The organism is Thalassovita sp. (genome assembly GCF_034670005.1).
Classification (GTDB): Bacteria; Pseudomonadota; Alphaproteobacteria; order Rhodobacterales; family Rhodobacteraceae; genus Thalassobius.
The window spans coordinates 118293-130724 of the sequence record NZ_JAXMOH010000001.1 but is presented as its reverse complement, the minus strand read 5'-3'; the positions used below and the strand labels follow the sequence as shown (position 1 = coordinate 130724).

The following is a 12432-nucleotide window of genomic DNA, read 5'->3' as shown; positions in this document are numbered from 1 at the left end:
GATCGTGACCCCCCTGTCCGTCGTGGTGGACGAGGATGCGGACAGCTTGCGGGCCGAGGATGCGAGCGGCAGCTTCGGTATCAGGCCCGGCCACGCCCCGTTCCTGACCGCGCTCACCGTTTCGATCCTCAGTTGGAAAACCGCCGGGGCCGAACGGTTCTGCGCCCTGCGCGGCGGGGTGCTGACCGTGATCGGTGGAAACACGATTGCCGTCGCCACCCGCGAGGCGGTGGCGGGTGACGATCTGGCCACTCTGGACACGCAGGTCCTGGCCCGGTTCCAGTCCGAAGCCGACGAAGAACGGGTTGAGCATGTCGAGACCATGCGCCTGCAACTGCACGCCATCCGCCGGATGATCAGCCGGTTGCGGTCAGGTGCTGGCGCGGGAGAATTGCGATGAGCGAAGACCCCTCGGACGAGTCCGAAACCGATCCTCTGGTCGAGGAAATCCGCCTGCAGCGCGCACGACGGGACCTTTGGCTGCGCGAGGGCGACATGTCCGTCGGCCGCCGTCTGGCACAGATCGGCGTGCTGGGCTGGATTTTCGTGGTGCCGACTCTGGCGGGACTGTTTTTCGGGCGCTGGCTTGATGCGCATTTTTCAACCGGTATCTTCTGGAGCGCGCCGTTGATGCTGCTGGGTGTGTGCATTGGCGGATGGACCGGGTGGAAATGGATGAACTCACGATGATCGACCTGCATGCTATCCCGCTCCTTGTGATTTTGCCGGTCTGTTTTGCAGGCGGACTTGTCTTGGGGTTTGCCTATTTCAGCATCCTGCGCAGAACGGTCGACCTGCTGGTCACGGGCGACCAGCCGATTCTTGGTCTGGCGCTGACTTTGGGACGGTTCGTCTTGCTTGCTGCAGGGCTTTACATTGCGGTGCTGGCCGGCGCTTTTGCGTTATTGGCGGCGCTGGCGGGGGTTCTCTGTGCCAAGCGGATTATGCTGCGCAGAACGCGGGGGGACCAAGTTTGAACTCTCCGCTTGAGTCCACCGTTATGTTCCAGCTTGGGCCGGTTCCGATCTCGCATGCGATCGTCACGACCTGGGCGATCATGTTCGTTCTGGTCGTCGGGGCGTTCTTCCTGACCCGGCGGCTCGAGCTTCGGCCCAGCCGGCGTCAGGCCGCACTGGAACTGATGGTTGCGACGCTCGACACTCAGATCACCGAGACGACTGGCGCTGCGCCTGCGCCCTATCGCGGCTTCATCGGTACGCTGTTCCTGTTCATCCTCGTGGCGAACTGGTCCTCGCTGGTGCCTGGGGTCGAGCCGCCCACCGCGCAGCTTGAAACCGACGCGGCGCTTGCGGCTCTGGTGTTCTTTTCGGTGATCTGGTTCGGCATACGTGCCGGGGGTGTGGGCGGTTGGCTGAAATCCTTCGCCGCGCCCAATCCGGTGATGATCCCGCTGAACATGCTGGAGAGCCTGACCCGGGTCTTTTCCATGTTCGTCCGGCTGTTCGGCAATGTGATGAGCGGGGTGTTCGTTATCGGCATCGTCGCCTCGTTGGCTGGACTGCTGGTGCCGATTCCGCTGATGGCGCTCGATCTGCTGACCGGGCTGGTACAGGCCTATATCTTCGCGGTACTGGCGATGGTGTTCATCACGGCCGCAGTCGAGGAAGGCGCCGCGCCCCCTCCGAACGCCGACATTGCCCCTCTCTCAACAAAAAAGGATTCATGATGGACTATCTAAGTTTGGCCAGTATTTTCTGTGCCACGTTTGCCGTGGCCTTTGGCGCCATTGGCCCCGCGCTTGCCGAAGGGCGCGCCGTCGCCGCCGCAATGGACGCCATTGCCCGTCAGCCCGATGCCGGAAACACCATCTCGCGCACGCTCTTCGTTGGGCTCGCGATGATCGAGACTACGGCGATCTATTGCCTGGTGATCGCGCTATTGCTGCTATTCGCCAACCCGCTTTTGGCATAAGCGCATGACCCTTGATTGGTGGGGACTTGGTTTACAGGCCGTCAACGTCCTGATCCTTGCCTGGCTTCTGTCGCGTGTTTTTTGGCGTCCGGTTGCCGGGGCGATCGCCCGGCGCCAGGAAATGGCGCAGGCGATGCTGGACGAAGGCAAGACGGTGCAGGACAAGGCCGAAGCAGCGCTGTCCGAGGTGCAAGAGGCCCGCGCAGGCATCGCGGCCGAACGCGACGTCATACTTAACCAAGCCAAGGCGGCAGCAGACGCGGCCACGAAGGCCGCGCTGACCGATGCGCAGACCCGGGCCGACGCGCTTGTGGCGGCTGCGCGTACCGCCATCGACCGTGACAGAGACGCAATGCGCAAGGAGAATGCGGCGAAGGCCGCCACGCTATCGGTCGAGATTGCGGCCAAGCTTCTCGCCCGGTTCAACACGCCCTCAGTTCAGGCGGGGTTCCTTGCCAAGCTGGTCGAGGCGATCGCTTCTATGCCTGCCTCTGAGCGTGAAGCGCTGATAGCTTCGGAAGACGATCTCGAGATTGTCACCGCCACAGCCCGGGAGGGCGCGGAAAAGGCCGCGATCGAACAAGCGGTAAGCGATGCACTGGGCGGCAAGCCCGGCCTGCGTGTTGTCACCGACCCGGATCTGATTGCCGGACTGGAACTGCGCAGCGCGCATTTCGTGCTGCATAACAGTTGGCGGTCTGACCTCGAAGATATTTTGAAGGAGGTCAAGAATGCCACCTGACGCGCCGGACTGGTTCGCAGCGGCGCAGGACGCAGTGCGCATCGCCGCGTTGGGTCCGCGATCTGAACACAGGGGCCGCGTCGAGGAAATCGGGGACGGGGTCGCGATGATTTCGGGGTTGCGGGACGTTCGGCTGGACGAGGTTCTGCAGTTCGAGGGCGGCCAGTTCGGGTTCGCCCGGGTACTGGACCCCGATCTGATTGGGTGCGTGCTTCTCGACGCCGCGACCGAGGTCGAGGCGGGCGATGCCGTATTTGGCACAGGCGAGGTGGTGAGTGTGCCCGTCGGCGAAGCGCTGCTCGGGCGCATCGTGGACCCTCTTGGCCGCCCGCTCGACGGAAAGAGACCGATTGAAGCCGGGGACCGATGGCCGATCGAACGCCCGGCACCGTCGATCATCGAGCGCGATCTGGTGACCGAGCCGGTGCAGACCGGGACCCTCGTTATGGACACGCTGTTCGCGCTTGGCCGGGGCCAGCGCGAATTGATCGTAGGGGATCATTCCACCGGAAAGACGACGCTGGCCGTCGATGCGTTGATCGCGCAGCGCGACAGCGACATGATCTGCGTGTATGTCGCCGTAGGACAAAAGACGTCCAGCGTGCGCCGCGCCATCGACGCACTTGAAGCGCAGGGCAATTTTTCGCGCTGCATCGTGATGGTCGCGGGGTCTGCCTCGGCACCGGGGCTGCAATGGATTGCGCCTTATGCAGGCATTACGATGGCGGAATATTTCCGTGACAAGGGGCAACACGCCCTCGTGGTGATCGACGATTTGTCCAAACACGCCGCCACCCACCGGGAAATAGCACTGCTGACCCGGCAATCGCCGGGGCGCGAAGCCTATCCGGGGGACGTGTTTTATATCCATGCCCGCCTGTTGGAACGGGCCGCCAAACTGTCCGAGGCCCGCGGCGGCGGATCGCTGACCGCGCTGCCGATTGCTGAAACCGATGCGGGAAACCTGTCGGCCTTTATCCCGACCAACCTGATCTCGATCACGGACGGTCAGATCGTGCTGAATGCAGACCTGTTCCATCAAGGGCAGAAACCGGCGGTGGATGTCGGTCAGAGCGTCAGCCGCGTGGGTGGCAAGACCCAGGCGACCGTGCTGCGCGAGGCGGCCGGTACGCTGCGGCTCGACTATGCGCAGTTTCTGGAACTCGAGGTCTTCACCCGGTTCGGGGGGCTGCCCGAGGGTCGGGTTCGCGAGCAACTCAAGCGTGGGGAAAGAATCCGGGCGATTCTGCGTCAACGGCAGAATGCGCCGCTTCGGTTGGCCGATGAAGTGGCCCTTTTGCTCGCCGTGCAAACGGGGCTGCTGGACGCCTTGCCACTTGAGGCTGTTGCCGCCTTTCGAACCCAGCTGCCGTCAGCGCTTGACCGGGACGCTGCCGATGCCCTGCGCGCCATTGCCGAGACAGGGGGTCTTGATGCAGAGGCGCGGGCCGCCCTGATGGCCACAATGACCCGCCTTTCCAAGTTGCTGGGCGATGCGGAGACCGCGACATGACCGAGCGTCTGGCCGATATCAGCGCCCGGATCGACGGCATTCGCCAATTGGGGGCCGTGGTGAATGCGATGAAGGGTATCGCCGCCGCCCGCGCCCGCACCGCGCGGTCACAGATCGAGGCGGTCGACAGTTACGCCGCGACCGTCGCGACCGCCATTTCCAACGCGCTCGGCCCGGCGGGGGGCGCGTCACCGGCCAAGGCCCCAGAAGGTCAGACCGGTGACCGCACCGGGCTATTGGTGTTCTGCGCCGAACAGGGCTTTGCCGGAGCCTTCAGCGAACGGGTGTTGGACAGCATCGACGATGATTTATCGGACGCCAGCCTGTTTTTGATCGGCTCTCGTGGCCTTTCGATCGCTGCGGCGCGTGGGCTGCATCCGGTTTTTTCCGCGCCGATGTCATCTCACACGCCTGGCATTCCGAAACTGGCCGACGGAATCGCCAAGGCAATCTACCGCGCCCTAGACGAGGGCCGTTTCGACCGGATGGACGTGGTCCATGCCGGTTGGGCGGCCGGACAACCGCAAATCCATCGACAGGTTCTGTTGCCGATCGACCTGTCGGACCTGCCGCCGCCCGGGGCGACACGTCCATTGACCCAGCTTCCCACAGATGCGCTGATCAACAGTCTCAGCGGGGACTACCTGCATGCCTTGGTCTGCAAGGCGGCGCTCCATGCCTTTGCCGCCGAGAACGAGGCGAGAATGGAGGCGATGGCGGCCGCAGACGCCCAGATCGCGCGTGAGCTTGTCGTTTTCGAGGCGACGCTGCGCCGGGTGCGGCAAGAGGCGATTACCGCTGAGATCATCGAACTGGGGACCGGCGCTGCGACTGTGAGCGCCGACAGGTGACGCCGACGGGGACTGGTGTCGCCAGCGTTTTCGCGGTCTGCTACTGATCTGTTTCTGCAAGCGCATGTTGGCGACGATCGCAGCGCCGAGCCGATCTAAGACGCGCTGCGCTCCTCGACCTACCTGAACCACGAGGGGAAGTCGTTGCGCCAGACCCATCGGCAGACGCTAATTGAGCGGGCAGAGGGGCCGGGAAGGCGAAGGACGGCTGCTGCAGGACCGTAGCGGCGAGGCATTTACCGTGAATACAATACAAGTAGCTGCCCGGATAAGCGAGGGATTCTGGCTCATCGTAACTCTTATTGCCGTCGCGCTCTGTGTCATCGCTCCTTTGGACATATTTATCGGGTGATAAAAGCGACCAAGCTTGGATACGCCAATCACAAACGGCTTGGCCGCGCCGCCTGCGTTGGGTTTTAAAAGCTCGAAGCCGGGCTTTCCAACTTGATCGCGTCGTGGAGGCGCATGATCGTTTCGCGATCCGGCGTGGGAGCGCTGCGGCTGCATCTTTCCATGACATCCAGCAGTTGCGCGACGAGATCATCGTCCCTGAGTCCGTACCGGGCAATCGCCGCGAACGCCGAACAGGCTAGGTCCGCCAGAGTCTCTGGATCGAAAACGACGCGCAGTTTCATGTCCTGATCCACGATCCTGCCTGATGGGATTTGACGGCCTGCCAAAGTCTCAAGCACTTCCCCAAGCCGATCCAGGCAATAAAGCGCGGTTGTCGGGTCATTGATCGCCGGCGACAAGGCCCGTTGCGCGATCTCCACAATCCGCCTGAGAGAGAATTGGATATCGTATTCGGGCGTGCGCTCCTGACCAAGCGAGAACGCATTGCCGAGGTTTTCAGCGACGGAATCCGAGACCCGGCCATAGGGATTGGCGGTGACAAGGGCCCCACCATTTGAAACAAAGCTGCCGGTCCGGGCCTCTATCCGGATAACGAGGTCATTTTCGCAGGCCATCTGAAGAAGCGCGTCCAGATCGACCGACTGTATGTAGCCGCTGTCCGATGAAACCACGGACCGGCTGTCGTCATCAAAATTTTGCGGCGGGGCCTCGGCCATTGCTTGTTCGGGACGCGGCGCAGAGGGATCTCTATGTTCCGGGAAACACCGTTCAACGGTCTTGCAGGCCTCTGCCGTGAGTTTGGCCAGAATGGTCTCGATCCGGATCGAGCTGGCGATGTGGTGAATGAAGTAGATCAGCGTCGCCAGGCTTGCGACCGCCAGGATCATGCCGAAGGTTACAGCGATCAGAGGAACGAAGGAGAAACTGCCGCTTCCACGAACGGAGGCCAGCACCAGCAGGCAGTAAACGAAGGTGGACAGGAATGTGCCAAGCACGATCTGGTTGCCGCGGTCGCGCATGAAATCACGCAGCATTCGGGGGCCGAACTGTGACGAGGCAAGCTGAAGGGTGAGCATTGTCATCGAAAATGTGACGCCCGCGACCGTAATCATGGACCCGGCGATGGCCGACAGGATCGCGCGTGCGCTCTCCGGGCCGAAAGCATAGGGCCATTCGGAGATCCATCCAAGCTGTGACGCCTCTAGTGAGTCCAGCAGAATAAGAACGATGGCCGCTGTCATGGCGCAGATTGCCATGATCGAGGGCAGGAACCAGAAACTGCTGCGCAGCCGGTCCCATGTTCTTGAGATAATATGATAAAATCTGTGCATCACATTTCAATATCTGGCAGCGATCGCCTTTTAGGCTGGTTGAAGACACGGATCAGTCAACCAGCAGTCTCTTGCGTTCTCCAAATTCCTTGGGGATTTCACCCCTGCAAAATATTCCTTAGGTCGCGCCTGTGCACGGTCATTTGCAGATATTCCGCTGCCACCCATGACCGGCCGCCGAACACGCGCAGGCCATAGTTAGTGCCAGCGACAATCCTAATCAGGATCATGAAAACCGGGCCAAACACCATTCCAAACCCAACTCGATATGCGCCGCCCTGCATTTGGCAAAGCCAATAGTCAGGTGAGTGCATTGATCTGCCTCACACTGCGTGCTGATGTTTGGGATATCAATCTTTTTTGAGAAGGCGGCGGCCGGATCGCCGGTTCTATCTGCGATGCTATCCCTGTACGCTATCCCTGCAACGCCATCCGGACGGCGTTGCCAACTGTTTCATCTGAAAGGAAATTGCCGTGACCTATACGATCAACCGAACCTTCAAGGGAGAATCGTTCGAGGACATTGATGCCCGCACCCGTGCGGCGTTGGCCGATAGCGGCTTTGGCGTCCTGACCGAGATCGACGTGCAAGCCACCATGAAGAAGAAGCTGGATGCGGAGATGCGCCCGTACCGGATTCTTGGCGCCTGCAATCCCAAGATGGCCTTTGAAGCCATCAGCATGGAGCCACGCGTCGGCGCGATGTTGCCCTGCAATGTGATCCTGCGAGAAGTGGATGGTGGGGTCGAGGTCAGCGCGATCGACCCGGTGGCGTCGATGCAGGCGATCGATAACGACGCGTTGACCGATGTTGCCGGGCAGGTGCGCGACCTGCTGGCCAAGGCCGTCGAGGCAATCTGAACCGCCGATGAACGTCGTCAAACGGCCCTTTCTTGTTTAACGTGGCGAGGGCGCGGTGCTGCTGACATGGCGATATGGCCCTTGAATGCGCGCGACGATTGGCAGGTGCAGCGTCCTGCCATTGCAACAGTTCGGGCGGTTCCAGCGAACCGCCCGGGCGGGCGCTGACTGTTAGCGGGTTTCGACCGGCAGATGATCGCGGCGGGTTTCCCAGCCCGCGCGTTCCAGTTCAGGGGTGTCGTCATTGGTTTCGGGCCAGCCGACGCAGAAATAGCCGACCAAGGTCCAGCTGTCCGGCACATCGAGATCGCGGCGCAGTTGCTCTGGGTCGAGGATCGACACCCAGCCAACGCCGATACCGCGCGCCCGCGCCGCGAGCCAGAACAGATTGATCGCGGATACAACCGAATAACGGCGGGTTTCCGGCATTGTGGCGGCGCCCAGACGATGGCCTTTTTCGGTGTCATCGTCACAATAGACGGCCAGTTGCACCGGGGCGTTTTGCATTCCGGTCAATTTGAGGTTGGAGTAAAGCTGTGCTCTGTCGCCGTCATAGCCTGCCAAGGCATTGGCATTGGCGGCGGTAAAGTTTTCCAAAGCGGCGGTCCGGGCGGGATCGCTGACCACCCGAATGACCCGCCAGGGTTCCGACAGCCCCACCGAAGGAGCCAGCAGAAACGTGTCGAGGCATTGCTGCAGCAATGCCTCGTCCACTGGATCGGTGCGGAAGCGGCGCACATCGCGCCGCCACCGCATCAAATCGGTCAGGTCGCGTTGAAAATCTGGCGGGAAGGCCTGCATTCCAACGCTCCTCTGACTTATTCTTCTGCCGCTGCTTCTTCGGCAGGGGCTGCTGCTGCTTCAGCAGCTTCAGCGGCCTTAGCGGCTTTTTCTTCCGTGCGATCCTGAGCTTTCTTGCCCGGGACGGCTTTCTTGGGGTTGTTGCGTTCGGTCTTGGCAACAGTGCCGGAAGCTTCGAGGAAACGGGCCACACGGTCGGTAGGCTGTGCGCCCTGATCGAGCCAGTACTGAACGCGTTCCAGGTCCAGTTTCACACGCTCTTCGCTGTCTTTCGGCAGCAGCGGGTTGTAGGTGCCCAGTTTTTCGATGAAGCGGCCATCGCGCGGCATACGCGAATCTGCTGCGACAACGCGGTAGAAGGGACGTTTCTTAGAGCCGCCGCGGGCCAAACGAATTTTCATAGCCATGGTGTTTTCTCCTTAGATGGCGTGGACCGGTATCGGACCGGTTATTCCTGATGTTTCTTATGGTGCTGAATAACTTCAGCGATGATGAAGTTCAGAAACTTCTTGGCGAAATCGGGGTCCAGGTCAGCCCGGTTTGCCAAATCTTCAAGCCGTGCGATCTGCTTGGCTTCGCGGGCCGGATCGGACGGGGGAAGGTCGTGTTCGGCCTTGAGACGGCCCACCGCCTGGGTGTGTTTGAATCGCTCGCCCAGAGTATAGACGAGGATCGCATCCAGACGGTCGATGCTTTCGCGGTGGTCCTTGAGGAGTTCCGCGGCGCGGGTTGCGGCGTCAGTCAAGGGCGAATCCTTTCGGTTTGAACAGCGGATCGGCGTAATTTGCCAATTCCATCGCAATACCGTGCGACAGCTGGGTGTCTTTCAATCGTGCTGGGCTGGGGTGGCGGTACACCACGTCATTACCATCGACGCTGACCGCCTCGGGGTCCCTTTTTGCGCCCAACCGTTCGGCCAACCGGATCGAATCGAGGTTCTTTGGGTCCAGATAGGACACGGCGGTTTCCCAGCCGAGCGTGTTATAGAGATAGGATCGCACCACGTTGGTTGCTTCCAGCGCATAGCCCTTGCCAGCGGTTTCCGGCCAGATGATCCAGGCCAGTTCCGGTTCCGGCCATTTCGCCGGTTTCCAGCCGCCGGCCATGCCCAGCGGTTTGTCGGTTTCTTTGTCGTGGATCATCCACATGCCATAGCCGCGGATCTGCCAATGGCCGATTTCGGCGGCATAGAGCATCCAGGTTTCATAATCGTTCAGCGGCCCGCCCATGAACCGGGCGCGGTAGCTGGTGAAGGTCGATTTGAAATTCGGGTAATCCTGCGGCTCCGGTCCGCGCAGGACCAGGCGCTTGGTTTCCAGGGTAGGGATGTTCACCGGCATCACGCGGCCTCCGTCGCGGGATGGCGGTAGACGTGGCAGGCTTCGCCCACCACTTCGCCTTCGCGTTCGAACCGTGCGCCTAACCGGTCTGCCAATGCCTTGGACCGGGTGTTGGCCGGGTCGATATAGCTGATCGGGGCGGTGATGCCGAAATGGCGCGCGGCATAGTCACGGGCCGCAAGGGCAGCCTCATAGGCCAGTCCCCGGCCTTCGAACCCGTCATAGATATGCCAGCCCAGTTCCGGTTCGTCCCAGCCTTCGTTGAAGATGACACCGACGCGTCCTGCAGTTGCCCCGCTGGCGCGATCCTCAAGCATCCACATGCCGTATCCGCGCAGCGCCCAATGACCGTAGCCCGCCAGAAACCCGCCCCAACTGCGGTAACGCGTATAGGGACCGCCGACGAATTTCGCCCGCTCTGACGCGCTGAAGGCGGCGAAAGGTTCGAAATCGCTTTCGCGCGGGCCGCGCAGGATCAGCCGTTCGGTTTCGATCACCGGGATGTTCAGCGACAGGCTCATGCGTAAGCCTCCACCGATCCGTCCTTGTCCAGATCATCGGGACCGGGGTGGCGATAGAGGATGTCTTCGCCCATGTGGACATTGGTGTAGGTGCGTTCTGCCCAGGCGCCGAGCCGTTCGGCCAGCGCGATGGAGCGCGCGTTCGACGGCACGATGTTCGAGGTCAGCGTGGTAAATCCCAGCCCGTCGGGCGCATAGGCCCATTCGCGGGCGCGCAGGGCGGCCTCGTGAGCCAGCCCCATGCCTTCGAACTCGTCGAACACGACCCAGCCCAGTTCCGGTTCAGGCCAGCCGTCCGGATTCCAGATGCCGCAGATGCCTGCGGTCTTGCCCGTCGCCTTTTCCTCGATCACGAAATAGCCGTAGCCGCGGATATGCCAATGGCCCACCATCAGCCCGAACCAGCGCCAGGCGTCGTGCCGGTCGGGGGAGGCTCCGAAACCCGCCGCCCGTTCCTGATCGCACAGGAACGCGATCAGCGGTTCGGCATCCCGGTTTTCGGGGCCGCGCAGGATCAGACGTTCGGTTTCAAGGGTGGGGGCTTGGGTCAGCATCGGTTTACTTCTTCTTGCCGAAGCCGCTGAGCCCGCCGGGCAGGCCCATGCCGCCACCGAGACCCGGCAATCCGCCGGGCATGCCCTTGCCGCTGCCCATTGCCTTGGCTGCGGCTTCCAGCGCTTTCGGGTCCATCTGTGACGGGTCCATGCCGGCCATGTCGGCGGGCATGCCACCTTTGCCGAACATGCCTTTCATGGCCTGTTTCAGCATGCCGCCTTTGCCCATCTTGCCCATTTTTTTCATCATGTCGGCCATCTGCCGGTGCATTTTCAGCAGCTTATTCAGGTCGCTGACATCCTGACCGGCACCTTTGGCGATCCGTTTCTTGCGGCTGGCCTGAAGCAGTTTGGGATTGGCGCGTTCTTTCTTGGTCATCGACTGGATCAGCGCGATCTGACGGGTGATGATTTTATCATCAAAGCCCGCATCCTGCACCTGCTTGGCCATTTTCCCCATGCCCGGCATCATGCCCATGATGCCTTCCATGCCGCCCATTTTCATCATCTGTTCCAGCTGCATTTTCAGGTCGTTCATATTGAACTGACCCTTCTGGAACCGCTTCATCATCCGTTCGGCCTGTTCGGCCTCGATGGTTTCCTGCGCCTTTTCGACCAGGGCCACGATGTCGCCCATGCCGAGGATACGGCCGGCGATACGCTCGGGCTCAAACGTTTCCAGCGCGTCCATCTTTTCGCCAAGGCCGACGAATTTGATCGGCTTGCCGGTCACGGCGCGCATCGACAAAGCGGCACCGCCGCGCCCATCGCCATCCATCCGGGTCAGGACGACGCCGGAAATGCCGACCTTGGCATCGAATTCCTCGGCCACCTCAACGGCGACCTGACCGGTCAGCCCGTCGACCACCAGCAAGGTTTCGCGCGGGTTGACCACGTTGCGGACCTGTTCGACCTCGTCCATCAGGACTTCGTCGATATGCAGCCGACCGGCGGTATCGAGCATGTAGACGTCATAGCCGCCCATCGTCGCCTGCTGCTTGGCGCGTTTGGCGATATCGACCGGTTTTTGTCCCGGCACGATCGGCAGGGTATCGACGCCGATCTGGGTGCCCAGAACCGCCAGCTGTTCCATCGCCGCCGGACGGTAGACGTCGAGCGAGGCCATCAGCACCCGCTTGCCTTCTCTTTCGGTCAGCCGCTTGGCCAGCTTGCCGGTGGTCGTGGTTTTGCCCGAGCCCTGCAGGCCGACCATCAGGATCGGCGTCGGAGGGTTGTCGATCTTCAGCGCACCCGGGTCGCCTTCGCCGGCCAGAACGTCGACCAGCGCGTCATGCACGATCTTGACGACCTGCTGACCGGGCGTAACCGATTTGGTTACCGATTGCCCGGTGGCCTGTTCCTGTACCTTCTTGACGAAATCGCGGGCCACGGGCAGCGAAACGTCGGCTTCGAGCAGCGCGACGCGCACTTCGCGCAGGGCGGTTTTGACGTCTTCGTCGCTCAGCGCGCCCTGCTTGCTCAGGCGGTCAAAGACTCCGCCCAGGCGTTCGGATAGATTTTCAAACATTCCCGCGGCTCCTTTAACCCCGTTGCAATATGGCCCTACAGGTAGTCAGGACCGGCCCAAATGCCAACTGCCCCCGTGGGCGCGACGCGCTGACGGGGGGCGAT

At 61.7% G+C, this 12432-nt stretch carries 17 protein-coding genes; 9 read left to right on the top strand and 8 right to left on the bottom strand.

Annotation, left to right across the window (positions count from 1 at the left end):
- Positions 1-4 precede the first annotated feature (4 nt).
- The 8 genes from VOI23_RS00720 to VOI23_RS00685 are packed head-to-tail and all read left to right on the top strand — an operon-like array spanning position 5 to position 5038.
- Positions 5-400 carry a F0F1 ATP synthase subunit epsilon gene (locus VOI23_RS00720; RefSeq protein ID WP_323780054.1) on the top strand — a complete coding sequence of 132 codons (396 nt, stop codon included), beginning with the start codon at positions 5-7 and terminating at the stop codon, positions 398-400.
- Complete coding sequence (locus VOI23_RS00715) at positions 397-690, top strand: AtpZ/AtpI family protein (RefSeq protein WP_323780051.1); 294 nt, start codon at positions 397-399, stop codon at positions 688-690. Before VOI23_RS00720 ends, VOI23_RS00715 begins: the two co-directional genes overlap by 4 nt.
- Entirely contained in the window at positions 672-977 is a 306-nt protein-coding gene (locus VOI23_RS00710) for an ATP synthase subunit I (RefSeq protein ID WP_323780050.1), read from the top strand. Before VOI23_RS00715 ends, VOI23_RS00710 begins: the two co-directional genes overlap by 19 nt.
- On the top strand, positions 974-1687 hold the full coding sequence (locus VOI23_RS00705) for a F0F1 ATP synthase subunit A (RefSeq protein ID WP_323780047.1): 714 nt from the start codon (positions 974-976) through the stop codon (positions 1685-1687). Before VOI23_RS00710 ends, VOI23_RS00705 begins: the two co-directional genes overlap by 4 nt.
- Positions 1687-1932 carry a F0F1 ATP synthase subunit C gene (locus tag VOI23_RS00700; protein WP_323780045.1) on the top strand — a complete coding sequence of 82 codons (246 nt, stop codon included), beginning with the start codon at positions 1687-1689 and terminating at the stop codon, positions 1930-1932. The genes VOI23_RS00705 and VOI23_RS00700 overlap by 1 nt, the downstream gene beginning before the upstream one ends.
- A gap of 4 nt (positions 1933-1936) precedes the next feature.
- Entirely contained in the window at positions 1937-2674 is a 738-nt protein-coding gene (locus VOI23_RS00695; RefSeq protein ID WP_323780042.1) for a F0F1 ATP synthase subunit delta, read from the top strand.
- The gene (locus tag VOI23_RS00690; RefSeq protein WP_323780039.1) at positions 2664-4187 is read left to right on the top strand and encodes a F0F1 ATP synthase subunit alpha; all 1524 of its coding nucleotides are present in this window, start codon (positions 2664-2666) and stop codon (positions 4185-4187) included. Before VOI23_RS00695 ends, VOI23_RS00690 begins: the two co-directional genes overlap by 11 nt.
- A complete protein-coding gene (locus VOI23_RS00685; RefSeq protein WP_323780036.1) occupies positions 4184-5038 on the top strand; it encodes a FoF1 ATP synthase subunit gamma in 855 nt (284 codons plus the stop codon). Before VOI23_RS00690 ends, VOI23_RS00685 begins: the two co-directional genes overlap by 4 nt.
- 416 nt (positions 5039-5454) lie before the next feature.
- On the opposite strand, the gene VOI23_RS00680 is transcribed toward VOI23_RS00685, so the two are convergent.
- Positions 5455-6723 (bottom strand): DUF2254 domain-containing protein, encoded by a 1269-nt coding sequence (locus tag VOI23_RS00680; RefSeq protein ID WP_323780033.1) that lies wholly within the window; start codon positions 6721-6723, stop codon positions 5455-5457.
- Between the two features lie 474 nt (positions 6724-7197).
- Between VOI23_RS00680 and VOI23_RS00675 the strand changes: the two genes are divergently transcribed.
- Entirely contained in the window at positions 7198-7584 is a 387-nt protein-coding gene (locus VOI23_RS00675; RefSeq protein ID WP_323780030.1) for a DUF302 domain-containing protein, read from the top strand.
- A gap of 171 nt (positions 7585-7755) precedes the next feature.
- Here the strand turns inward: VOI23_RS00675 and bluB are convergent, their stop codons facing one another.
- From bluB to ffh, 7 genes are read right to left on the bottom strand one after another with little or no spacing between them, the layout of a single operon-like run.
- Positions 7756-8385, bottom strand: a complete 630-nt coding sequence (bluB, locus tag VOI23_RS00670; RefSeq protein WP_323780028.1) for a 5,6-dimethylbenzimidazole synthase — start codon at positions 8383-8385, stop codon at positions 7756-7758.
- 17 nt (positions 8386-8402) lie between these two features.
- The gene (rpsP, locus tag VOI23_RS00665) at positions 8403-8792 is read right to left on the bottom strand and encodes a 30S ribosomal protein S16 (protein WP_323780025.1); all 390 of its coding nucleotides are present in this window, start codon (positions 8790-8792) and stop codon (positions 8403-8405) included.
- Between the two features lie 41 nt (positions 8793-8833).
- Complete coding sequence (locus tag VOI23_RS00660; RefSeq protein WP_323780021.1) at positions 8834-9130, bottom strand: chorismate mutase; 297 nt, start codon at positions 9128-9130, stop codon at positions 8834-8836.
- Positions 9123-9725 carry a GNAT family N-acetyltransferase gene (locus VOI23_RS00655; RefSeq protein WP_323780018.1) on the bottom strand — a complete coding sequence of 201 codons (603 nt, stop codon included), beginning with the start codon at positions 9723-9725 and terminating at the stop codon, positions 9123-9125. Before VOI23_RS00655 ends, VOI23_RS00660 begins: the two co-directional genes overlap by 8 nt.
- Entirely contained in the window at positions 9725-10246 is a 522-nt protein-coding gene (locus VOI23_RS00650) for a GNAT family N-acetyltransferase (protein WP_323780015.1), read from the bottom strand. The genes VOI23_RS00655 and VOI23_RS00650 overlap by 1 nt, the downstream gene beginning before the upstream one ends.
- On the bottom strand, positions 10243-10800 hold the full coding sequence (locus tag VOI23_RS00645) for a GNAT family N-acetyltransferase (protein WP_323780012.1): 558 nt from the start codon (positions 10798-10800) through the stop codon (positions 10243-10245). Before VOI23_RS00645 ends, VOI23_RS00650 begins: the two co-directional genes overlap by 4 nt.
- 4 nt (positions 10801-10804) lie before the next feature.
- Complete coding sequence (gene ffh / locus VOI23_RS00640) at positions 10805-12328, bottom strand: signal recognition particle protein (RefSeq protein WP_323780008.1); 1524 nt, start codon at positions 12326-12328, stop codon at positions 10805-10807.
- Between the last annotated feature and the right edge of the window lie 104 nt (positions 12329-12432).

Coding starts and splice junctions, on each gene's coding strand:
- VOI23_RS00680 (WP_323780033.1), bottom strand. CDS start 6,723: ATGCACAGATTTTATCATATTATCTCAAGAACATGGGACCGGCTGCGC.
- VOI23_RS00645 (WP_323780012.1), bottom strand. CDS start 10,800: ATGCTGACCCAAGCCCCCACCCTTGAAACCGAACGTCTGATCCTGCGC.
- VOI23_RS00685 (WP_323780036.1), top strand. CDS start 4,184: ATGACCGAGCGTCTGGCCGATATCAGCGCCCGGATCGACGGCATTCGC.
- VOI23_RS00690 (WP_323780039.1), top strand. CDS start 2,664: ATGCCACCTGACGCGCCGGACTGGTTCGCAGCGGCGCAGGACGCAGTG.
- VOI23_RS00715 (WP_323780051.1), top strand. CDS start 397: ATGAGCGAAGACCCCTCGGACGAGTCCGAAACCGATCCTCTGGTCGAG.
- VOI23_RS00695 (WP_323780042.1), top strand. CDS start 1,937: ATGACCCTTGATTGGTGGGGACTTGGTTTACAGGCCGTCAACGTCCTG.
- VOI23_RS00700 (WP_323780045.1), top strand. CDS start 1,687: ATGGACTATCTAAGTTTGGCCAGTATTTTCTGTGCCACGTTTGCCGTG.
- rpsP (WP_323780025.1), bottom strand. CDS start 8,792: ATGGCTATGAAAATTCGTTTGGCCCGCGGCGGCTCTAAGAAACGTCCC.
- VOI23_RS00710 (WP_323780050.1), top strand. CDS start 672: ATGGATGAACTCACGATGATCGACCTGCATGCTATCCCGCTCCTTGTG.
- ffh (WP_323780008.1), bottom strand. CDS start 12,328: ATGTTTGAAAATCTATCCGAACGCCTGGGCGGAGTCTTTGACCGCCTG.
- VOI23_RS00655 (WP_323780018.1), bottom strand. CDS start 9,725: ATGCCGGTGAACATCCCTACCCTGGAAACCAAGCGCCTGGTCCTGCGC.
- bluB (WP_323780028.1), bottom strand. CDS start 8,385: ATGCAGGCCTTCCCGCCAGATTTTCAACGCGACCTGACCGATTTGATG.
- VOI23_RS00650 (WP_323780015.1), bottom strand. CDS start 10,246: ATGAGCCTGTCGCTGAACATCCCGGTGATCGAAACCGAACGGCTGATC.